The sequence below is a fragment of the Lederbergia citri genome, assembly GCF_018343625.1.
GTDB classification, from domain to species: domain Bacteria; phylum Bacillota; class Bacilli; order Bacillales; family Bacillaceae_C; genus Lederbergia; species Lederbergia citri.
Genome location: NZ_JAGYPG010000004.1, coordinates 374,279 through 397,117 on the forward strand (window position 1 = coordinate 374,279; position 22,839 = coordinate 397,117).

At 34.6% G+C, this 22,839-nt stretch carries 18 protein-coding genes; 15 read left to right on the top strand and 3 right to left on the bottom strand.

Features of this window, described 5'->3' with window-relative positions; all coding sequences use genetic code 11:
• The first annotated feature begins 8 nt into the window (after window positions 1-8).
• Both KHA97_RS21385 and KHA97_RS21390 read left to right on the top strand, forming a co-directional pair.
• Window positions 9-1,151, top strand: coding sequence for an acyltransferase family protein (locus KHA97_RS21385; protein ID WP_213126817.1), 1,143 nt, complete (start codon window positions 9-11; stop codon window positions 1,149-1,151).
• Between the two features lie 143 nt (window positions 1,152-1,294).
• On the top strand, window positions 1,295-1,732 hold the full coding sequence (locus KHA97_RS21390) for a VanZ family protein (protein WP_213126818.1): 438 nt from the start codon (window positions 1,295-1,297) through the stop codon (window positions 1,730-1,732).
• Window positions 1,733-2,048: 316 nt separating this feature from the next.
• On the opposite strand, the gene KHA97_RS21395 is transcribed toward KHA97_RS21390, so the two are convergent.
• The 3 genes from KHA97_RS21395 to KHA97_RS21405 form a co-directional block, all read right to left on the bottom strand.
• A complete protein-coding gene (locus tag KHA97_RS21395; RefSeq protein ID WP_213126819.1) occupies window positions 2,049-2,687 on the bottom strand; it encodes an MIP family channel protein in 639 nt (212 codons plus the stop codon).
• Between the two features lie 483 nt (window positions 2,688-3,170).
• Window positions 3,171-4,013 (bottom strand): nucleotidyltransferase domain-containing protein, encoded by an 843-nt coding sequence (locus tag KHA97_RS21400; RefSeq protein WP_213126820.1) that lies wholly within the window; start codon window positions 4,011-4,013, stop codon window positions 3,171-3,173.
• 74 nt (window positions 4,014-4,087) lie between these two features.
• A complete protein-coding gene (locus KHA97_RS21405; RefSeq protein WP_213126821.1) occupies window positions 4,088-5,080 on the bottom strand; it encodes a LacI family DNA-binding transcriptional regulator in 993 nt (330 codons plus the stop codon).
• Between the two features lie 156 nt (window positions 5,081-5,236).
• Between KHA97_RS21405 and KHA97_RS21410 the strand changes: the two genes are divergently transcribed.
• The 13 genes from KHA97_RS21410 to KHA97_RS21470 all read left to right on the top strand — a co-directional run bounded on the left by KHA97_RS21410 (window position 5,237) and on the right by KHA97_RS21470 (window position 22,629).
• Window positions 5,237-7,693, top strand: coding sequence for a GH116 family glycosyl-hydrolase (locus KHA97_RS21410; protein ID WP_213126822.1), 2,457 nt, complete (start codon window positions 5,237-5,239; stop codon window positions 7,691-7,693).
• 32 nt (window positions 7,694-7,725) lie between these two features.
• The gene (locus KHA97_RS21415; protein WP_213126823.1) at window positions 7,726-10,344 is read left to right on the top strand and encodes a GH116 family glycosyl-hydrolase; all 2,619 of its coding nucleotides are present in this window, start codon (window positions 7,726-7,728) and stop codon (window positions 10,342-10,344) included.
• A 139-nt stretch (window positions 10,345-10,483) separates the two neighbouring features.
• The gene (locus KHA97_RS21420; protein ID WP_213126824.1) at window positions 10,484-11,752 is read left to right on the top strand and encodes an ABC transporter substrate-binding protein; all 1,269 of its coding nucleotides are present in this window, start codon (window positions 10,484-10,486) and stop codon (window positions 11,750-11,752) included.
• Between the two features lie 91 nt (window positions 11,753-11,843).
• Window positions 11,844-12,731, top strand: coding sequence for a carbohydrate ABC transporter permease (locus KHA97_RS21425; RefSeq protein ID WP_213126825.1), 888 nt, complete (start codon window positions 11,844-11,846; stop codon window positions 12,729-12,731).
• A 24-nt stretch (window positions 12,732-12,755) separates the two neighbouring features.
• On the top strand, window positions 12,756-13,649 hold the full coding sequence (locus KHA97_RS21430) for a carbohydrate ABC transporter permease (RefSeq protein ID WP_213126826.1): 894 nt from the start codon (window positions 12,756-12,758) through the stop codon (window positions 13,647-13,649).
• A 72-nt stretch (window positions 13,650-13,721) separates the two neighbouring features.
• On the top strand, window positions 13,722-14,813 hold the full coding sequence (locus KHA97_RS21435; RefSeq protein ID WP_213126827.1) for a GTP-binding protein: 1,092 nt from the start codon (window positions 13,722-13,724) through the stop codon (window positions 14,811-14,813).
• Between the two features lie 35 nt (window positions 14,814-14,848).
• Complete coding sequence (locus KHA97_RS21440; RefSeq protein WP_213126828.1) at window positions 14,849-15,283, top strand: RbsD/FucU family protein; 435 nt, start codon at window positions 14,849-14,851, stop codon at window positions 15,281-15,283.
• A gap of 153 nt (window positions 15,284-15,436) precedes the next feature.
• Window positions 15,437-16,351 carry a ribokinase gene (gene rbsK, locus KHA97_RS21445; protein ID WP_213126829.1) on the top strand — a complete coding sequence of 305 codons (915 nt, stop codon included), beginning with the start codon at window positions 15,437-15,439 and terminating at the stop codon, window positions 16,349-16,351.
• A gap of 276 nt (window positions 16,352-16,627) precedes the next feature.
• The gene (locus KHA97_RS21450; protein WP_213126830.1) at window positions 16,628-17,626 is read left to right on the top strand and encodes a LacI family DNA-binding transcriptional regulator; all 999 of its coding nucleotides are present in this window, start codon (window positions 16,628-16,630) and stop codon (window positions 17,624-17,626) included.
• A 24-nt stretch (window positions 17,627-17,650) separates the two neighbouring features.
• The gene (locus KHA97_RS21455) at window positions 17,651-18,244 is read left to right on the top strand and encodes a KpsF/GutQ family sugar-phosphate isomerase (protein WP_213126831.1); all 594 of its coding nucleotides are present in this window, start codon (window positions 17,651-17,653) and stop codon (window positions 18,242-18,244) included.
• A gap of 28 nt (window positions 18,245-18,272) precedes the next feature.
• A complete protein-coding gene (locus tag KHA97_RS21460; protein WP_213126832.1) occupies window positions 18,273-19,370 on the top strand; it encodes a glycoside hydrolase family 172 protein in 1,098 nt (365 codons plus the stop codon).
• 237 nt (window positions 19,371-19,607) lie between these two features.
• A complete protein-coding gene (locus KHA97_RS21465) occupies window positions 19,608-21,560 on the top strand; it encodes a hypothetical protein (RefSeq protein ID WP_213126833.1) in 1,953 nt (650 codons plus the stop codon).
• Window positions 21,553-22,629 carry a glycoside hydrolase family 172 protein gene (locus KHA97_RS21470; protein ID WP_213126834.1) on the top strand — a complete coding sequence of 359 codons (1,077 nt, stop codon included), beginning with the start codon at window positions 21,553-21,555 and terminating at the stop codon, window positions 22,627-22,629. Before KHA97_RS21465 ends, KHA97_RS21470 begins: the two co-directional genes overlap by 8 nt.
• Window positions 22,630-22,839 lie beyond the last annotated feature (210 nt).

Genomic DNA, 22,839 nt, shown 5'->3' on the forward strand with positions numbered 1-22,839 from the left:
GGGGCAATTTGCTAGTAACTATTTTTAAAATTACGGATGGGGTGATTATTATCGTTGACAGAATACATTCGATTGATTTTATGAAAGGTATTTCCATATTTATCGTGGTGTATTTTCATACAATGTTATTTGATGGAAATCAAATCAATCGGTTAAATATTTGGTTACTACTGTTCCCTAGGTTCGTGATACCATTTTTCTTTATTGCTTCAGGCTTTTTCTTAGGAATTAACATAAAAAAACGCTTAAATTATACTAAGTATTTTAAAGGTTATATACTAAAATTAGTAAAAGTTTTTGTCGTTTGGTATTTTATTTATTTGATTTACGATTGCGTAGTAAACTTATTATTAGCTATACATATGGGTCTTGAAATTAAAAGCGAAATTGCTAGATATTTTTTATCTATTCCAAAATTAGGCGTTCTATATTATGGGATGGGAAATACTTCATATCATTTATGGTTTTTAACAGCATTAATTTGGTCCATGATTATATTGTTTTTGTTCATTAAATTAAAAAAACTTCATCTCTTATTAGTAATAAGTTTATTACTTAATATCATTGGGCTTTTTGGTCAAACCTACTCCGGCATTTTTCACCTTCCTTTAGATACAAGAGATGCATTATTTTTTGGTTTATTTTATACAACTCTAGGTTGTTATATAGCTTTTAACTTTGAAAAGGTAAAACAATTAATAGCTAAAGTAAAGGCAAAGACGATCATCTATCTATTCATATTGGCAACAATTTTACAGGCTGCTGAAAGTGTAATAACTAGAATATGGTTGGATGGTACGAAAGGTGGAATGGGTTATTACTTATCAACTATTCCATTAACAGTATTTTTATTTTTATTATTGATAAAAAACAAAAACTTCGGTCACCAGTCCATAATTTCATGGATTGGAAAAAATGCTATAGGAATATATGTAGCACACATGGGGTTTATAAGCATATTTAATTTGGCTCTACAATTTTTTGATATTGAATGGTTAAGGAAATCTCTTCTGTTTAATTTCTTCTTAGCTTTAGTAATATTAATTCTATCGTATTATTTCTTTGTTTTTTTCATGAAATTTGGTTACAAGATGATTTTTATGTATAGGAAAATGCTCTCAACAGGAAGGGTTAAGTTATTTGGCTCATAAGATGATAAGTAAGAAAACTGTAAGAAATTATGAATTCAGTTGGATTTTTGACTACCGGTGCAAAAACGGAATAATCCATTTATCAAAAGGGAGAAGGTTAATTGCCTTCTCTCTTTTAGTAAATAATTCACAAGGAGCCTTCCATGAAGCTAATTTTAAGAATTCTTCCTATTCCATACATAATATTTATATGGATACAATCCAGTTCCTTTGATCCTGAATCAGTATACAATCTTTCAAACTATATTAGTAATTCCATAATTGTTATTATTGGTGCTTGTTTAGAACTCGCTCATTTAATTGAATTTGGAATCTTGTATCTGCTTCTTATTTTGGCTATCCTCACCTTTCGAAGCCTTGATTCAAAAACGGAAGCGATTTGTTTCACTGTGGCTATTTTGTATGGCCTCATAGATGAAATTCATCAATACTTTGTGCCATTTAGATCCTTTTCGATAATAGATCTAGTAAAGGATTTTGTAGGTGTTTTTGTTATTTGGATAATTATCCATGTGTCATATTTTAAAAAGGAAGAATCTAAAATAGGTTCTTTATTAAGGAATATCAGAAATACTTTTTGACTTTTGTATAGACTTATGGGGTCTTATTTCCTCATCAAAGAGGGGGCAGAAATAAAATGATAAAATATCTAGTTCATCCAAAGCCTATTTTACTGCTTCCATTTACTCATCTTTTTAAACGCATATAATACTATTTACCTCTAATAATCTTGTTATTATTATGGTTTCTCAGTTATTTCAAAAGTAGATCGAACATATTATTATCTGCTGCAAATCTTTCATACATTTATCAGCTCTTGATTTTCGTTATTTCTACCTAGTACTGACAACTAAATGAGATTTTTAGACTAACTAGAAAGGAAGCATTATTTTACTTTTATCTATAAATCAATTTATATACAATTGATGCACAAAATGCTCCTAATATAGTAGCAATTACATACACCCATAAATAATTTGTATTTCCAGAAATTAATGCAGGGCCGATTGACCTTGCTGGGTTCATAGAAGCTCCAGAAATAGGTCCTGCAAACATCGCTTCTAACCCTACAGTTGCACCAATGGTAATTCCTGCAAAGGATTTTTCAGCTTTTCCATGAACTGAACAACCAAAAATAATGAGCATTAGAAAGAATGTTAGAATGAATTCTAGTATGAATGCTTGTGAAGATGAGAATTTCGGAAAATTAGCACCTAAGGAAGAAACATTTCCAAATAAAATAAATAAGGTAATGCTTGCAGAAGTTCCACCAATTAATTGAGTTAGAATATAATAAATTGCTTCTTTCTTCTTTATATCACCTGATGTAAAAAAACCAATTGTCACAGCTGGATTAAAATGCGCTCCTGAAATATGACCGAAAGTATATATCAATACCATAATAACTAGTCCAAACGTTATGGCTACACCGATATGTGTTAGGCTTTTAGTCAATTCATTTATAATAATTGCTCCTGCGCCTGCAAAAATCAAGAAATATGTTCCTAAAAATTCACTTATCAACTTATCCTTCATATTATCAGTCTCTCTTTTTTCGGTTATTTTAATAATGGTATTTTACAAATATGTTATAAATTTCACTGAAGGAATTATTTTACTTTTGAATTTTTCAAAATCGCAAAAATGAGAACGAAAAATCCATGTTAAAAGGCAATCCTCGCTAAAAGATGGGAAGTCACTACATTATGGAACCAAAGAGTTTTTTATCCAAATTTTAGAAAAGTGCTAATTGAGCACTTTCATTTGTGTAGTGGGTTAATCAAAGACGATTTGGCGTGTAAAACCTTGATTAGAACGTTTTCCTTTACTTTTTTTTCATGTACTGTAAACAATGAAAAGTAACGAGATATAAAATTTCCAGGTGTCTCTTTTAAAAAAATTAGCGAGATGATCATGCAAACATTTAAAAACTAGTACACATTTATCAAAAGTTACCGTCATATTATTTTTGCAAAAGCCAAAGAAGTTATTATGATTGATTAGAGACGAATGAAATATTCAACTATGTAACATCACTAATCCCTCCACTTCACTTATTAAATCTTCCATTATATTAATTGCCTTCTCCATTTTTTCTGAGTCTGGCAAGAGGAGACCAAATGTTTCATTTACCTTGGATTTATAGTTTTTTGGTGTAATAGCTAGTGAGTTTGCTATATCAATCGAACCAGTTTCATTCATCCAGTAACATTCATTGATTGCAAAGATTACTTGGTTTAAACATGAGATTGATCTAAAACAACTACCAGATACATGGGAGACATCCAGTCTATCAATACCTTTTTTTGCAAATACAAGTGAAAATGATGCTTCCCAGAAAAACTTGTCGATTAAACTGCGTTTTAATTTTTCAGGATATGGGATTGTCTGTTTTTTTAGTGTGCTTAAAGAATCACTAGGATCCCATAAAATCTTACAATGTGCTACTTCAGATAAATAAATGGCATTTATAAATCCATGGGGATGGCCAGGATAATAGTCTATCGTAACATCACCGGTTCGGCATTGTTCCATTACAGTTTCGACTTTGTGGAAATCTCTAAATAAAAAATCCACTTTATATCCGTGTACTGTAAGCCAACCACCACCATTAATCCACGGTCCCCATTCTCCAATTTGTGTAATTAGATTATTCCGTTGAGTATCATCGATTTCTGTTGCTGTTTCTTGAAGTTTCGGGATATCAAATTTCAATTCAGATTTATAATAGATACCTATATCTATATCTGATTTTGGGGTACTAGTACCTTTTGCTCTTGAACCACCTAAAACAATAGCAGTAATCCCATTTATTTTTGATAATTTTTTAACGATTTCTTCAATAACTAATTGAACCTGCATAATATTTTTCTCCTTATCAAGAATATATTCTCCTATTATTCCGGGTGAAAACTAGGAACCTGTCCCCTTGTCCATTAAACGGATTCCCTAGCAATGATATTATGATCTAGTAAAATTTCTTTTGGAGCATCTTCTTCATTTATTAGATGCATTATGGAATTAAATAAACTTCTACCTATTTCTTCCAAAGAAAAAGAAATAGAAGTGAGTGCAGGGCTAGTAAACTCTAAGATATCTATATTATCAAATCCCATAACCCCAACATCCTCCGGTATCTTGATATTATTCTTTTTTAGACTTTTAGCAACTTGCAATGCATAAATATCACTTGTACATAAAATAGCAATTTTTTCCGAGCTATGACTTACAAGTTCATGTATTGTTTGTAGATAATCATGAGTCGAAACAATTTCCGCATTCATATCATCCAACTCTTCTAATGCCTCAATGAATCCTTCAAGTCTTTGTTCTGGACTATACTTATTTTCATTTGTGTACAAATGTCCTAACTGAGGACAGACATATATTATTTTTGTGTATTTTTTATTATGCAGATAGGATACAGCATCTTTTATTGCTTGTTTGTCGTTAATCCAAACAAATGGAATATTTTCCGAAATTTTATTACCAAATGTGACAATAGGGATGTTAAACTGTTTTAAGAAATCTTCAAACTCTTTACCTTTATTGACAGACATCATTATAATGGCATCTACTTGTCGGTCAACTAAATATTGAATTTGTTCTTTTTCTAAATCTGAATCTTTATGGCTAAGTGTAAGATAAACAAAATAATTGTTTTTTCTACCATATGATTCAATGGAATTAATAATTTGGGAAAATATACGATTATTAAGATCAAAAACGATAATGCCAATAGTCATGGTCTTTTTCTTGACAAGACTTTGTGCGACAAAATTAGGACGGTAACCTAGGCTATTGGCTACCCTTAAAATTTTTTCTTTAGTCTCAGGTTTAATCCCAGGTTTATTATTTAATGCACGATATACGGTTCCCCTAGAAACCCCGCATAACTTTGCAATTTCAAAGCTTGTAGTGTTTTTCATAACAATGCGACTCCTCCGAAATTTTTAAAAAATATATTTTTTTTGAATATTCCATTTACAAATCATATTTTCAATGATAGTATAAAGTCATTCAAATTTCAATTATAAATGTGCACGTGCACGAAAAAACGTGCACGTGCACGGGAGGGGAGAAAAATGGTAAATACACAAGTAAAATTACATAGTAGTAATACACAACGCAAATATAGTGGAAAAGATCAAGTTGCTGCATTTCCACTAGGTGGGATAGGAACAGGAAATGTCTCCATTGGAAGTAGAGGTGAATTAAGGGATTGGGAAATATTCAATCGTCCAGGTAAACGGACTATTATGCCAAATACGTTTTTTTCAATTTGGGTGAAACAAGATGGTGAAGAGCCGATTGCTAAAGTTTTAGAATCTAGAATTAATCCTCCTCATGACCTATCACACGGTTATCATCCTATAACAGGAGCGGGACTTCCACGTATGGAAAAATCGACTCTTCTAGGAGAATATCCAATTGCAAGAATTGATTTCACAGATTCTACATTACCTTTAAACGTTAATATGAGAACGTTTACACCTTTTATACCTCTTAATGAAAAGGATTCTGGTATCCCAGGAGCAGTATTTAACTACAGTGTTAGGAATTCATCTGATAAACCAGTAAATGTAACGATTGCTGCCTCCATGATAAACCCTGTTGGTGGTGTTGATTATGATCAATTTGGTAATCTATCGCTTAAAAATGCAGGACAAAATGTAAACGATATCAGAAAAAATAAGGAATTTTCAGGAATCTACTTTCATTCCAAGAAATTCTCGGAAAACGATCTCAAATATGGAAATATGTCATTAGTAACTACCAATAAAAATATTACTTATAAGCGCTCCTGGTTGCGCGGAGCTTGGTTTGATTTTCTACAGGAATTCTGGGATGACTTTGTAGAGGATGGACAACTTAATGATCTTGGTTATGATACACCTTCTGGTGATGGACAAAGTGATACAGCTTCTCTTGGAGCTAGTGAAGTGATTTTACCTGGAGAAGAAAAGGAGTTTCAATTTATCTTAACATGGTATTTTCCAAATCGACTTAATGGATGGGGAGACCAGCATAGGGTGAAGGAAGAAGGTAGGGAAGTTACACAAAACTACTATACTAATTATTTTGATAGCTCTTGGTCAGTTGCAGAATATCTAATAGACAATAAAGAGCGCTTGGTAAGAGAAACATTATTATTCCATGATGCATTATTTAATAGTACATTACCTGATTATGTTATAGATGCTGTGGCAAGCAATATTACAAATCTACGTAGTACAACCTGCTTTTGGTTAAAAGATGGGCGTTTTCTTGGCTATGAAGGTTGCTTTGATGATTGGGGTTGTTGTGATGGGACCTGTACACATGTATGGAACTATGCACAAACAGTTGCTTTCTTATTTCCAAAACTAGAACAAAATATGAGACAAACAGAATTTTTGGAAGAAGTAAATGAAGACGGGAAAATGAACTTTCGTGCAGTTAAAATGTTTGATTCTGAGTGGATTTGGCATGGTGGAACGGCACCAGCGGCAGCTGATGGTCAAATGGGAACTATTATGAGAGCATATCGGGAATGGAAGTTCTCAGGTGACGATGCATTCTTGAAGGAATTGTGGCCATCTCTTAAAAAGACTTTGAACTATGCGCTAATCCAATGGGACCATGATAATGACTTAGTCTTTGATGGAGAGCAGCATAACACGTATGACATTGAATTTTATGGACCAAACCCATTAACAGGTATTTATTTCCTAGGCGCTTTAAGAGCTGGTCAAGAAATAGCATCCTATCTAGGAGAGAAAGATACGGAAGAAAAATACCAAACAGTATTTGAAAAGAGTTCCAAAAGATTAGATGAGCTACTTTGGAATGGCGAGTTCTACATACAGCGTCTTGAAGATGTCAATCAGTATAAATATCAACATGGTGAGGGATGCTTATCAGATCAAATGCTTGGTCAACAATTAGCTCACTTATTCGGATTAGGATATTTGTTACCAAAAGAAAAAGTAAAAAGTGCTGTTCATTCAATATATAAATATAATTTTAAAGAAAACTTTGAGGATCATTCTAATTGTCAGAGAACATATGTCCTAAATGATGAACAAGGTCTATTACTCTGCTCTTGGCCAAATGGTGGAAGACCTAAGCTTCCCTTTGTCTACTCTGATGAGGTATGGACAGGCATTGAATATCAGGTAGCAGTTCATTTGATTTATGAAGGATTGATAGAAGAAGGATTAACCATCGTAAAAGCAGTTCGAGACCGGCATGATGGTTATAGGAGAAATCCTTGGAATGAAGTAGAGTGTGGAAATCATTATGCACGTAGTATGGCTAGCTGGGGATTACTAATTGCATTAAGTGGCTTTGAGTTCGATATCCCAAGGGGTGAAATAAGCTTTAATCCACGAATTAATGAAGAAAATTTTGTCTCATTCTGGAGTACCGGTAGAGCATGGGGAACTTATGAACAAAAGATTAATAAAGAAACTGGTGAAGTAGAACCTAAAGTAATCGTTTTATACGGTGATGCTTCAGGGATTAAAGTAAATGCAGGTGGAAAAGTAATAGAATTGTAATTTTATGAAGGTCTACACTGGGGGAGATAAACGTGACATCTGAAAACAAGAATGATCTTTATCTGATGGAAAAAGATTTCGTAAGGAAAGGAAATAACACGAATCATATCTCTTTTCCACTCGGTGGTATAGGTTCAGGTTCAATTGGTTTGGCGGGAAATGGAAGATTAATAGATTGGGAGATTTTTAATCGACCCAACAAAAATAGTTATAACGGCTTCTCATTTTTTGCTATCAAGGCAGAACACCAAGGTGAGGTAAGAGTCGCAAAAGTAATCAATAGTGATATAAACCCACCATTTACAGGTAGCGGTAATGGAAAATTTAGAGGATATGGTTTCGGGGTTGAAAGGGAAGCCATGTCCGGTTTCCCCCATTTTGAAAGTAGTACATTTAAAGGGGAATTTCCATTTGCTGAAATTGATTTCATGGATAGTAAAACACCGCTTGATGTGAAACTGACGGCATTTAATCCATTAATTCCGTTAAATGATAAAGATTCTTCTTTACCGGTTGCAATTTTTTTATATGAGGTAATAAACCAATCTAATGAAGAATTAGAGGTAAGTATAACTGGTAATTTAACAAATCCCTTTAAAAAAGAAGCAGTGAATCAATACAAGGACTATGGGGATTTTAAGTCAATTAAACTATATTCTAATTATTTTTCTGAAGAACAGCCTGAATATGGGGATTTGACTCTAAGTACAGACGGTGATGATGTTAGCTATCAAAGCTATTGGTATAGAGGTGAATGGTTTGATAATCTAACCGTTTTTTGGAAGGATTTTAATAGTCCTGGCAGATTTAAAGAAAGAAACTATAACGAGGGTAGAGGGGCGCACCAAGTAGCAACTTATAATTATCAAGACGTATGTTTGCTAAGTAACCACAAAACTTTAAGGCCTGGAGAAAAAAAGGAGTTTCGTTTTATTATTTCATGGAACTTTCCTAACTATGTAAACTTTTGGAATGTCAGTAATTGTTCCGGAACAGACAATTGTGACTATCCAAGTTGGAAAAATTATTATGCTACGTTATTTGAGGATTCCGTATCCTCCACAAAATATGTATGGAGCAACTTAACCCGTCTTTACGAAGAAACTGCTGAGTTCAAAGAAACATTATTTAACTCTACATTCCCTGACTATATTATTGATTCCATCTCTAGTAATATCTCAATCTTAAAAACTCCAACTGTTGCACGTTTATCAAATGGTACTCTTTATGGGTTTGAGGGATGTCATGCGGAGGAAGGTTGCTGTGAAGGGTCCTGTACACATGTATGGAATTATGAACAAGTTACACCATTCTTGTTTCCAAGTTTAGCAAGATCTATGAGAAATGTGGATTATAAAGAAACACAATTTGAAAACGGTAAGATGGCATTTCGGCTAATGCTTCCCGTCGGTACAACGCTTACAAATGCATCAAATTACTTAGGACATAAAAGGGCAGCTGCTGATGGACAGATGGGTGGAGTAATCAAAACCTATAGGGAATGGAAAATTTCAGGTGATACTGAATGGTTAAAATCCATTTGGAAACAAGTAAAGAAAGCATTAGAATTTGCTTGGGAGCCATCGAATACCGATTGGTGGGATAGAGATAAAGACGGAGTAATGGAAGGTATACAACATCATACTTTGGATGTTGAAATGTATGGTCCTAACACTTATATAACAGGATTATATCATACTGCATTACTCGCGGCTGCAGAGATGGCCGATGCTATTGGCGACAATGATGGGAATCAGTATCGAGAATTGTACAACACGGGTAAAGCTTGGGTTGATCAAAACTTGTTTAACGGTGAGTATTTCTTCCAACAAATAGATTTACAGGATGAGAGGTTCCCGATAGATCTAGAATTAGGGGAGATAAAATATCAAGTTGGAAATGGCTGTCATATTGATCAAGTAATAGGACAATGGCATGCACATGTTGTTGGGTTAGGATATATCTTTGATCCTGATAAAGTAAAATCCGCCTTAAAGTCTATCTATAATTATAATTTTATTGATTGTATGAGAGATTACGCTAATGCCTGTCGTATCTATGCTTTAAATGATGAGCAAGGACTGGTTATTGCGACATGGCCACATGGTGATAGTCCAAAAGTGCCTGTTCCGTATGCCGATGAGACTATGAATGGTTTTGAATATCAAGCAGCTTGTCATATGATCTATGAAGGCTTTATAGACGAGGGACTCAATGTAGTGAAGGCAGTCCGTCACCGATATGATGGGTACAGAAGGAACCCTTGGAATGAATTTGAATGTGGTAGTAACTATGCCCGCTCAATGGCATCTTACTCCTTTTTATTGGCGCTTAGTGGATTCGAATATGATATGGTCAATGGTCATATTGGTTTTAGCCCCATCATTAATCAAGATAATTTTTGTAGTTTTTGGTCCTTAAATCAGGGCTGGGGTGATTTCCGTCATCAAGATGGTCATATTCAGCTCAATGTTAAAAAAGGAAATTTGTACTTAAAATCATTTAAAAGTGATCTTTTTACATCTAAAGAAATTAAATCAGTATTTGTTGGTGAGCAGAAGGTTAAATACACAAAAGAGGGTCACACAATCAAATTTTTCGATAAAATTGTAGTCGACATCAATCAACCATTTCAAATTCAGTATTTATAACTGGTAGTTACAGATAGATGTAACTATAAATTATATGAAAAAAAATAATAAAGAGGTGATAAGAACCATAAATAATCTATCTATTTAGTGAAAGTAAGAAAGATGAACGAAAAAGACTAATCTGAGAGGGGTATTTCTAATGAAAAAAGCAATCTCAATGCTAGTAAGTATAGTATTAGTATTTTCTTTACTAGTTGCATGTTCCAGTTCATCTTCGTCAGATGGTGAGGAAACAAAGGAACTTACTCTAGTATTATCTTCTCAGGATGTTTCCGATGAGAAGTTGAAAATCTTGATGGATGAATTTAATGAGAAATATCCGGATATAAAAGTAAATCGTATCACCGTTAATTCTAATGGATGGGCAGATTACTTTAACAAAATTCAAACAATGATAGCTGGTGGTAATTCTCCAGATGTTATTCGAGTAGCAATCGAGGGAGTTCATATGTTTGTCGATCAAGATTTATTACTAGCAATGGATGAATTTATGGCAGCGGATCCAGAGCCATTAGACAATTATGAGGATATCCATCCAAAAATACAGGAACCATTTATTATTGATGGTAAAACTTATGGGTTTGTTTGGGACTGGAATAACGTAGTGATGCATTTTAATACGGATTTGTTAGAAGAAGCAGGCTTAGAGGTACCAGGTGAAGATTGGAATCTAGATGATTTCATTGAGTATGCACAGAAATTAACAAAGGAAGAAAACGGAAACAAGCAATATGGTTTTGCAATACCTAACTATTATTTTGGAGCTTCTGCGTGGTTATATAATAATGAAGCCTCTATTTTAAATGAAGATATGACTACTAGCAGATTGGATGATCCAAATGCAATTGAAGTTATGCAGCTATTTCAGGATTTAATTTATAAGTATAAAGTATCACCAGTACCAAATCCTGATACAGACCAAATTACCCAGTTAATGTCTGGACAAGTAGCAATGGCGGCAGCAGGGAAATGGCCATTTCTAACTTATGAGAAAAATGATTTTACTTCTATTGATGTACAGCATTTACCAATTTTAAAGACTAGAGAAGTTATTTTTGGTGCTGGTATATTCCCAGTTCTAAAGGGAACCAAATATCCAGAAGAGGCTTATAAACTATCAGCATTTTTAAGTGGAACTTTTTCACAAAAGAATACTCTTGCAAGCTTATCAATTCCTTCCAGAATATCTGTAATGGAGGAAGTGCTTCCACAGACTCCGGCAAAAAACTGGAAGATATATATGGATAGTGCAGATATTTCAAAACCAGTTGAATCACCCGCTCAATACGCTGGAGTAGCCCAAATATTCGACCGTTATATGTCTGCGATTTTATCTAATCAGATGGATGCAGCATCAGCTATGAGCAAAGCAAAACAGGAAATTGATGAACTATTAGCTAAGGATTAATGATAATACATTAAAAATATGCCGAGTAATTATATATAGGATTGCTCGGCATATTACACCTTATAATGCATTTGGGGGCGACAGGTGAGATATGGAAAATACATTTAAGAACACTATGGTAGGTTTGCTATTTTTGTCACCTGCATTAATTACATTTGGTATTTTTATAGCGGAGCCTTTAGTACATGCAATTGTATTGATTTTTACAAAGTATAATGTAATATCACCGGCAAAATTTGTTGGTATGGCAAATATTAAGACATTTTTTGAAGATGATAGACTTAGATTAATATATTGGAATACATTTAAATTTGTCATCATCCTCGTACCGATGCACATGATATTTGGGTTATTATTAGCAGTTGGTGTAACGAAAGTCATTTCTAACAAATGGAAATATTTTTACAGAACTATTTTTTACTTCCCTGTTTTAGTTACGACAGCTTCCGTTGCAATTGCGTGGCAGTTTATGTTTAATTATGACTTTGGTGTTTTAAATTATATTTTGAATTTATTAGGAATCGATTCTATTAATTGGTTAACATCTCCGACATGGGTATACTTGTCTGTCGCCATTTTTAGTTTATGGAAATTTGTTGGAAACGGATTCCTTTACTACTTAATTGGCTTGCAAGCTATTCCAAAAACATTTTATGAAGCAGCGGAGATTGATGGTGCAACCTCAGTTCAGAGCTTTTTTAGAATTACAATACCATTGTTAACGCCAACGATTTTCTTTGTGTTCATTACAACCATGATTGGCGCCATACAAATTTTTGATGAACCATATTTAATTACTGGTGGTGGGCCACTGGATGCATCACGTACGATTACCCTTTATATTTATGAAGTAGCTTTCCAGAATCATGAAATGGGATATGCTTCAACGTTAGCGGTTAGCTTATTTTTAATTATTTTAGCTGTAACCATTTTCCAATTTAAAATGAGTGATAAGTGGGTTAACTATGATAATGAATAACTATAATCTCAAGGTGGTGACTTTATGGAAAACTCCGAAAATGCGGTTTTAGAGAAAAATACGGTAAATGCAGAATTTAAATCAAATCCAATTAGGAATAAACGTATTTCAAAATTGTTTGCCAATAGTTTGTTAATGGCTTTTGCTATCTATATCATATTGCCGTTTATGTGGATTATTTCAACATCTTTACGTTTGCCAAAAGATTCATTTTCATTACCTCCAACTTTTTGGCCGACTGATTTTATTTATAAAAACTATTTGGATGTATTCGATAGAGTTCCATTTTTTGATTTTATTATTAATAGTATAAAAGTTTCAGGTATTGTTGTAATAGGGCATATATTCATCTCAAGTATGGCTGCGTTTGCATTCTCTCGTATTAAATTTCCTGGAAGAGATATCATCTTTATTATCTTTCTGTCAGGTTTGATGATTCCAGGTCAAGTTACAATCATTCCGCAGTTTTTGTTTTTGTCTAAGATGGGATTAGTCGATACTCATTTTGCGTTGATATTACCTGCGTTAATCAACCCGATTGGAATATTTTTAATTCGTCAAATGATGTTAGCGATACCAAAAACCTATGATGAAGCAGCATATATTGATGGAGCTAATCGGTTCTGGGTTTATTATAAAGTAATATTGCCAATGTCAATGCCGGCGGTTGCTGTAACCTCTGTAATGCTTTTTATTGCAAACTGGAATGACTTTTTTCGGCCGTTAATTTTCTTAAATACTTACGAGAAAATGACTTTACCTCTTGGTATGACGGTACTAACAGGATTATTTGGAGCAGGAAACCTATCTGCAATTTTGGCGGGGGTAACTATGTCACTTATCGCTCCTTTAATTTTATATATTTTCTGTCAGAAGTATTTATTGGAAGGTATTACTATTGGAGGACTAAAAGGATAATGCTATTGAAGGATAGATAACAATTGGGAATTGAATCAAGTTTTGACTCAACTACTATTGGGAGGTCTTTTAATGAAAAAGATAAAACTTTTACTGCTAAGTGGATTTCTAGGGGCCGGGAAAACAACACTTATGCTTTCGGCTGCTAACCATTTGCGTTCGAAAGGGTTAAATGTTGCCTGTGTAACGAACGATCAGGGGCAACAATTGGTGGACTCAAAGATGGTTCAGCACAAACAATTTCCTATATTAGAAATCAATGGCGGGTGCTTTTGTTGTAGATTTGAGGATTTAACTGATGAAATCAATCAAATAATTTCAGAAAATGAACCGGATGTAATCATTGCTGAAGCTGTTGGTAGTTGTACAGATATAGTAGCTACGGTTATCAAACCATTGAAAGCCTTTCATGGTAACCGCTTACAATTAGCGCCACTTACAGTTGTGGTAGATCCAAGGCGTTTAGGTGAAATGTATCAACAGACAACAAACTTTGCAGAGGAAATAACCTATGTTTTCCGGAAACAATTGGAGGAGGCCCAATGTCTAGTCCTAAATAAAGTTGATCTTATGGAAGAAGATGACATAGCCTATTTAAGGAAGCAACTTAATAAGGACTTTACTGGAATTCCATGTGTAACATTATCTGCAATAAAGGATGACGGAGCTTCGAATTGGCTTAATCAAGTTTTACATGTAAGTAATTCAGTGGATAAAAGTTTGATAATTGATTATGACATATATGCACAAGGAGAAGCCAAATTAGGTTGGCTAAATACCAGTATGGAACTTTACGGAAATATAAAAGATGCACAAAGTCTGGTAAATACTATCATGCTTGAATTAATTAAACGCTTTAAAGAAATAGATGCTGAAATAGCTCATCTAAAATTATGGGCGGAAGATGAAAAACGATCCATAAAATTAAGTGCTGTAAGAAATTTAGATATTCCAATTTTTTTTGATATTCATTCTAATAATTGGGATTCGAACAAACTAGAGTTATTGATTAATGCAAGAATTAATGCAGAAACTGACCATTTGAAACAAATAGTAGAGGACACAATTCATTTAGTCCATAAAGAATTTAATTTAGAAGTTATCATAAAAGAATTTGATTGCTTTAAACCATCGCGTCCAGTTCCAACATATCGCATGGCATAGAGTTTTATGGAAATATAGGGGAGGATTGGATTCTCATGTTAAAAAATATACCTGCAATTATTTCTCCTGAACTGCTAAAGACATTAATAGAAATGGGCCATGGAGATGAGATTGTACTTGCAGATGGTAATTTTCCTGCAGCATCTCATGCCAGCCATCTAATACGTTGTGACGGACATGGAATCCCTGAAATATTAGATGCAATCCTTCAATTAATGCCTTTAGATACCTATGTTGAATATCCGATTTCATTAATGGCTGTATCTCAAGGTGATGATTTGAAACCAGTAATCTGGGATGAATATAAAAAGGTAATTGAAAAAAATAGCGATGTAAAACATGGGATACAAATGTTAGAACGGTTCAAGTTTTATGAACATGCAAAAAGAGCTTATGCAATAGTTGCATCCGGAGAAAGCGCTCTCTATGCAAACGTTATTCTTAAAAAAGGTGTAATCGAAAATAATTGACTTACAAAGTCAAGGTAGTTAAAACCATTAAATAAAAATGTTGATATTAGATTCAGCATTAAATTGTAAAGGTAGGAAAACAAGTTGGTTTGGGGTAAATCCATACATTCCAAGTGTTGATTATGAAAACCATTATTAAGAGGTGGGCATATTGTGAGTATTTTAGTAATTGGAAGTTTTATGATGGATCTTGTTGTACGAACACCACGAGCCCCAGAAAATGGGGAAACATTAATTGGTACAAATTTTTCAATATTTCCAGGCGGGAAAGGGGCAAATCAGGCCGTATCAGCTGCGCGACTTGGTGGAAAAGTTACAATGGTAGGTAAACTAGGAATCGATCAGTTTGGGGATCAGGCTATGTTAGCCTTAAATAAGGAAAATGTAAATACTAAATATATATTGCGGGATAGGGAAAATTTTACGGGTGTTGGATCTGTGATTTTGGAGGACAATGGAGATAACCGAATTATTGTCGTACCAGGTGCCAATTTGAATTTTACAATCAATGATTTGGAAAATACTAAACATTTAATTAGGGATGCAAAGATAATAGTACTGCAGCTTGAAATGGATATTAAAATGGTCGAACGGGCGATAGCATATGCTACGAATTATGATGTTCCCATTTTATTTAACCCTGCCCCGGCGCAAAAATTAAGTGATGATCTTTTGAGTAAAATAACATATTTAACGCCGAATGAAACCGAAGCGGAAATTCTTACTGGAATTACAATTAATTGTATTGAAAATGCAAAAGCTGCTGGAAGGATTTTAATGGAAAAAGGGGTAGAAAATATTATTATTACTCTAGCAGAAAAAGGGGCACTAATTGTTAATCAATCGGGAACTTATCATATCCCTGGGTTCCCAGTTAATCCTGTGGACTCCGTAGCGGCAGGAGATTCATTTAACGGAGCGCTTGCTGTTGGAATAGTTAGTGGAAAACCATTGAAGGAAGCTGTGAAATTTGCCAATGCTGTAGGTGCATTGACGGTAACGAAAGATGGGGCTATACCTTCTCTTCCTAGATTAGAAGAGGTTGATAATTTTTTGCAGCATGTGTAATAGTTATGACATTTTTTCAATTAATTCAGGATATTAGTTTTGTTAAAGAAAAGTAGATTATTAACAAATATTAGAATATAAAAAGTGAAAGCACTTTTAAAAAAGGAGGCAATTTAAAGTTAAATGTTCCTTCTAAATAATGGATTTTTATCGAGTTATTATAAATTTAACACGACTTTACTCATAAACCCTTATATAAGTTGCAAAATCAATCCCACTTTTCTAATACGTGTAAAAAAGGATTAGTTAATCGATTACACAAGGGAAGTGATGATTTTGAATAAGGTAACAATAAAAGATATTGCAAAAGAATCTGGGGTTTCTACGGCCACAGTATCAAGGGTTTTAAGTAATACTGGATACGCCAGTGATGAAATAAAAGAAAGAGTACGTAAGGTGGCAAGAAGTCTGAATTATCAGCCAAATGCAATAGCAAGAAGTTTAAAAATAGATAGAACGAATACGATCGGAGTAATTATTCCGGATATTTCCAATCCATATTTCATGAGAATTTCCAGAGGTATTGAAGATACTCTTCAAAATGAAAATTATTATTTATTATTTGTAAGCGGCGATGAAAATCAAAAAAAAGAGCGGAAAATGTTAAGAGTATTAATGGAAAAGAGAGTAGATGCTATTGTTTTAGCAACGTCCGGAGGCAATGATGAGCTAATTAACCAAATTAATAATTCAGGCGTACCCATCGTTCTGATTGACCGAAAGTTACAAAATGATACAGGGGAAATAGATTCCGTAGTTGAAAATAATCTAGAAGGTGCTTATCAATTAACTAAGCAACTTATTCAACAAGGTCACACAAATATTGGTGTGATTAACGGGTCTTTGAAAGTCAGTACAGGTATGGAACGGTATATAGGTTATCAAAAAGCAATGGACGAATATTGCTTAGGCATAGAAAGTGAGCTTATTTTTAATGGAAACTTTATAGAAGATGATGGTGTTAAAGCAATTACGAACTTTTATAAATTAGATCGTAAACCTACAGCAATCTTATCATTTAATAACACAATGACTTTTGGTGCCATTATTCAATTGAGAAAAATGGGTTTAACAATACCTAAGGATATTGTTGTAGCATCTTACGGTGAAACAGAAGCAGCACAATTATTGGAATCTCCAAGTATTTTACATGTTAAGCAATTACCATATGAAATTGGTGTGAAAGTAGGGAAAATATTGATTGATCGTTTAATTAACAATATAAAAGGACCTACAAATCAAATATTTAACCCAATTATTGATATTAGTGAATAATCCATTATTTTTGGGAGGGATCAAATGTCAGTACTTCATTTAGTTAAAAACGCTATTGAAATAGAAGCCTCCGCTTTAAAAAAACTTTCAGACCATATTGGACCAAGCTATGAAATGGCGATCGATATGATATTTAGGGGAAGAGGGAAAGTAATTGTAACTGGTGTAGGGAAATCTGGTCATGTTGGGAAAAAAATAGCTGCTTCATTATCAAGTACTGGAACTCCAGCCTTTTTTATACACAGCACTGAAGGAGTTCATGGCGATTTAGGGATGATTGAAAAGAACGATATTGTCATTATGATTTCAAATAGTGGCGAAACTACAGAAGTGCTTAATTTACTCCCAACAATCGATAAAATTGGTTCACAAAAAATAGCTATTACATCAAGGGGAGATTCAACATTAGCCAAGGCCTGTGATGTGGCACTTACGTATTACTATCAAACAGAGGCGGATCATCTTGGATTGGCTCCTACTACAAGCTCTACATTAACGCTTGTGATTGGAGACGCATTGGCCGTAGCCCTTTCTAAATTAAGACAATTTACAAAGGAAGATTTCCATTTATACCACCCTGGAGGAAGTCTAGGCAAACATCTATCTAATCATTCATAGCAATTTTTATAGATAAGGAGAATCGATTATGGCTTTTTTGGGCACTTCATTGAGAGATCTATACCGCGAGAGGGACTGTAAAAGAAAAAGAGTATCTAGCTATGATACAACAGGTGGAAACAGAGATTTTTTGAAAATCTTTCCAGGTGATAAAATTGATATTTGTGAAATCTCAGGTTCTGGATGCATAACGCATATTTGGATGACAATGGCGCCGTTGGATGATAGTTTGGAGGAATTCCTTCATCGAAAAGTTGTGATTAGGATGTATTGGGATGGGGAAGAGAATCCTAGTGTTCAAGCTCCAATTGGTGATTTCTTTGGAATGGGTCATGGTATAACTAAAAACTACTCATCTGCACCATTGCAAATGAGTCCTGAAGATGGTAGGGCATTAAATTGCTTTTTCCCAATGCCTTTTGGAAAGAATGCCAGAATTGAAATTGAAAGTAATACTGAGAGACCTATCAAGTTTTATTTTTATGTAGATTATGAACTTTACCAACAAGAAATTGATAGTCCGCTTCGATTTCATGCGATTTGGAATCGCGAATTAACAAAAGGGATAGATGAAAGCGTTTCCAACGCGCTCTATTGTTTTGGAGGTAAGAATACGACAGGTGAAGGTAATTATGTCATGCTTGAAGCAGAAGGTAAGGGCCATTATGTTGGCTGCAATTTAAATATTCATAATCTAAGAGTTACTAGGGAATGGAATTGGTATGGCGAAGGGGACGATATGATTTTTATAGATGGAGAAGCTTGGCCACCGTCTTTACATGGGACAGGAATGGAAGACTATTTTAATACGGCATGGTGCCCACAACAAGAACAAAATACGCCTTATCATGGAATTATTCTAGGAGGCGGTCCGAACTGGTCGGGGAAAATATCAGCATACCGTTACCATATTCAAGATCCGATCACATTTGATAAGTCTATTAAAGTAACGATTGAACACGGCCATAATAACAATCGAAGTGATGATTACTCAAGCACTACCTATTGGTACCAAACAGAACCACATAAAGAAGTATCGCCGATTTTACCTGTAAAGGCTCGTTTACCATTACCAGATATTTTACCATTCAACGAAGAGGATTTGAAAAAGTGTTTTGACTATTAATTAACTGAAGACACCTCCTATAAATGTTATTTGATGAAAGAAGCAGGTATAAAAGTATTACATTCGATTTTTTGAGATCTTATATCAATATAAATAGGAAAAATACGAGAACTAACTTCGAGAAAGCGGGATAGATCTCATCATTTTCAGACATACATCAGGAGAACGGATTATTAATGGATTGTATGTGTTATTTGTAAAATCTTAGTTTAATAAAAGAGCATAAGGGGTGAAATGTTGAATAATAAATTTCCTGTATGGCTCGATAAATGGATACAGTTAGATCAGACAAACGGTAGCTTGGATATGACGATTACGGAAGAAAAGGACGATGTAGCTGTTGTAGAAGTTAAATGGAAAGATGTATCATCTTCCCGAAATTGTATTTCTATAAATATGAAATTAATAGACCCAACAACGAAATGTGTTTGGAAACCACATTTATGTCCGGAAGAAGAAATGGTAATAGGGGATTTGTTTTTCCAATCGCCTGCGGTTATTTTTGAAAAAGAGGATAATCTGTTTGCTTTAGTTCCGGATCTAGATTTCATAGATGGATCGAGAATTGCTCCACACATTATGGATTACGTTGAACCCGAAAGGAAACTGTTTTATGGATTAGGCAACTATGAAAAAACGAAACATGTCTACCATAAAATAACCGATCGACCGATACCTTTAGAAAATGGGCAAGTATTATTCCGTTTTTATTTAGTTCAATGGCAAAGTGTGAGAGAGACTAGAAATTTTTCCTCTGTTACCGAATTTTTATGGGAGCGTTTTGGAAAAAAGCGGATGGTGGAAAATGAACGCGAGCAGAGAGGAGAATCGTTAAAAAACTTAGAAGTTTATGCAAAACATACTTATGATTGGGCGTTTAATCGTTGGGAGCCTATCGTATGGCAAGAATTTCAATTAGGGAAAAAAGATGTTGGTGGTTGTGTTTTTATTGTCCGAGCTGCTCAGACCCCTGGATTAGGGCAGGAGGACATATGGCGTGAAAAGAAAAGCATATGGAATCAAGCGTGGTTTTCAAGCTTGCGCAGTGCCTATGGATACCGACTATGGGGAGAACGCTGGAACAATAAAGAAATGATTCGAAGGTCCGAACACGCTAAAAACTTTGCATTATCAGCACCGCAAAAAAATGGATTATTCCCTTCTGTTTATTGGGCTGATCCAAATCAAAATTGGGAAAGTGGTCATTGGGGACACTCAGATCGGAGACCGGAAAATCATGAAGGATTTGGTCATCTATTGGATATGTCTTGGACTTGTCTGTGGATGCTGAAATGGTATAAGGATATCGAACAGGATCCTGAACTATTGGCTTATTCAATAAACTTTGCAGAACGATTAATTGAGCTTCAGGATGATAATGGTAGTTTTCCAGGCTGGGTTCATGTGGAGACAGGAGAAATTTCAGCCTTTTTGCAAGAAAGTCCGGAGACGTCTTTACATGTTTGGTTTTTAACGAGCTTATATGATATCACGAAGGAAGCTAAGTATTTAAGCGCAGGCATAAAAGGGATGGAATTTGTTTTAAAAGAAATAGTTCCAAATGGTCGTTGGGAAGACTTTGAAACATATTGGTCGTGCTCGAGGATGTGGGTAGGTAAGCAATACGGTATAAAGGATCCGAGAAGCGGATTGTATAATCAATGTAATTTTTCTATTTATTGGACTACTGAAGCATTGAAAGCGCTATATTTGACTACTCACAAAGATCATTATTTAAAAAGTGGTGAGCAGGTTTTAGCGGAACTTTCGCTCTATCAAGCTATTTGGGAGCCGGAGTATGTAAATCTACCAGTTTTAGGTGGTTTTAGTGTTATGACATCAGACGATGAGTGGAATGATGCAAGGCAAAGTTTATTTGCTCTTACGTATTTGGATTATTTTAAGATTACTGAAAAAAAAGAATATAAACTTCGCAGTTTATGGGCGATGAAGGCATCTTTTTATATGATGTATTGTCCAGAGAATCCAAAGGTTAAGGAGCTTTATGATAAGACATTCCCACATTTTAGTGAATTGGACTTCGGTTTTGAAATGGAAAATGCCCATCACGGTGAAAATATCGATATTGCTGGTGAGTTTACTATTTTTGATTGGGGAAATGGTTCTGCGTCATCCTCTCTGATTGAAATGATAAAAAAATGTGAAATGGAGGAGAACATACATGTTTAATGGATTAGGAATGGGATTAGGCAATCTATCAAGAATCTCAAAGGCTAAAACAAGATCGATCAGTGCAGAGAACTTTACAGGTGAAAAAGGAAAAGGAGGAATGGCGACAGAGGGAACTGGTAAGGGTCCTTCCCGTGATTTGGGTCAAGGGTGGAAAGTGTCTCCATCTATTATGCTCCAGCCGCAAAGTACTTTTACTTTAGCTGAAATTGAAGGACCTGGTGTCATTCAACATATTTGGATGACTTGTTTTCCGGCTCACTGGCGTAGTGCAATCATCCGTATGTACTGGGATGGCGAGGAATCTCCTTCTGTAGAAGTCCCTTATGGTGATTTCTACTGTAATGGATGGAATGAGAGATGTAATGTAAATTCTCTTCCTGTTGCAGTCAATCCAGCTGGAGGAATGAATTCGTATTGGGAAATGCCTTTTAGAAAGTCAGCCAAAATTACGATTGAAAATATCAGTAATGATGAATTTCCGCTATACTTTCAAATTGATTACAGTCTTACTGAGATACCGGAAGATGTAGGCTACTTCCATGCTTTTTGGAATCGCAGCAATCCCCTCAAGTATAAAGACGTTCATACGATAGTAGATGGAATCGAAGGACATGGCCATTACGTTGGTACCTACATAGCTTGGGGAGTCAATAATAATGGTTGGTGGGGAGAAGGTGAAATTAAGTTTTATATGGATGGAGATGAGGAATTCCCAACCATTTGCGGCACTGGTACCGAAGATTATTTTGGTGGTGCATGGAATTTTGAGCAACCGAAGGGGGAGTATGGAGTATATTCAACGGCCTTTCTTGGACTTCCTCAAGTGATAAAACCGGACGGATTATATAGAAGCCAACAGCGATTTGGTATGTATCGCTGGCATATTATGGATCCTATCCGCTTTGAAAAAGATTTAAAAGTCACAATTCAAGCACTTGGATGGCGTTCCGAAGGCAGATATCTTCCGTTGCAAGATGATATTGCATCTGTTGCTTATTGGTATCAGACAGAACCGCATGCAGCTTTGCCGAAACTTCCGGGTAAGGATGAATTGGAAATCATTTAAAGAGGAACACCTACTCTTATTATAGTGTACTTAACCTAAAGATTAGCGAATAAAGTTGGTAACCCACAAGGTTAATGCAAAAATCAGTAAAAGAAGTCCTTCTTGGTATGTATTTAGTTTTGTCACCTATAACATTACCAGTATTAGGACTTCTTTTCATATTTAATGATATTCACATTTTGAGAGAGAAGTTTTTTCTCTCAAGTATAT

Excerpts from the sequence above, each read along its gene's own strand:
- KHA97_RS21395 (WP_213126819.1), bottom strand. The coding sequence starts at position 2,687 with ATGAAGGATAAGTTGATAAGTGAATTTTTAGGAACATATTTCTTGATT.
- KHA97_RS21455 (WP_213126831.1), top strand. The coding sequence starts at position 17,651 with ATGTCAGTACTTCATTTAGTTAAAAACGCTATTGAAATAGAAGCCTCC.
- KHA97_RS21425 (WP_213126825.1), top strand. The coding sequence starts at position 11,844 with ATGGAAAATACATTTAAGAACACTATGGTAGGTTTGCTATTTTTGTCA.
- KHA97_RS21460 (WP_213126832.1), top strand. The coding sequence starts at position 18,273 with ATGGCTTTTTTGGGCACTTCATTGAGAGATCTATACCGCGAGAGGGAC.
- KHA97_RS21470 (WP_213126834.1), top strand. The coding sequence starts at position 21,553 with ATGTTTAATGGATTAGGAATGGGATTAGGCAATCTATCAAGAATCTCA.
- KHA97_RS21430 (WP_213126826.1), top strand. The coding sequence starts at position 12,756 with ATGGAAAACTCCGAAAATGCGGTTTTAGAGAAAAATACGGTAAATGCA.
- KHA97_RS21420 (WP_213126824.1), top strand. The coding sequence starts at position 10,484 with ATGAAAAAAGCAATCTCAATGCTAGTAAGTATAGTATTAGTATTTTCT.
- KHA97_RS21405 (WP_213126821.1), bottom strand. The coding sequence starts at position 5,080 with ATGAAAAACACTACAAGCTTTGAAATTGCAAAGTTATGCGGGGTTTCT.
- KHA97_RS21440 (WP_213126828.1), top strand. The coding sequence starts at position 14,849 with ATGTTAAAAAATATACCTGCAATTATTTCTCCTGAACTGCTAAAGACA.
- KHA97_RS21390 (WP_213126818.1), top strand. The coding sequence starts at position 1,295 with ATGAAGCTAATTTTAAGAATTCTTCCTATTCCATACATAATATTTATA.
- KHA97_RS21410 (WP_213126822.1), top strand. The coding sequence starts at position 5,237 with ATGGTAAATACACAAGTAAAATTACATAGTAGTAATACACAACGCAAA.
- KHA97_RS21400 (WP_213126820.1), bottom strand. The coding sequence starts at position 4,013 with ATGCAGGTTCAATTAGTTATTGAAGAAATCGTTAAAAAATTATCAAAA.
- KHA97_RS21435 (WP_213126827.1), top strand. The coding sequence starts at position 13,722 with ATGAAAAAGATAAAACTTTTACTGCTAAGTGGATTTCTAGGGGCCGGG.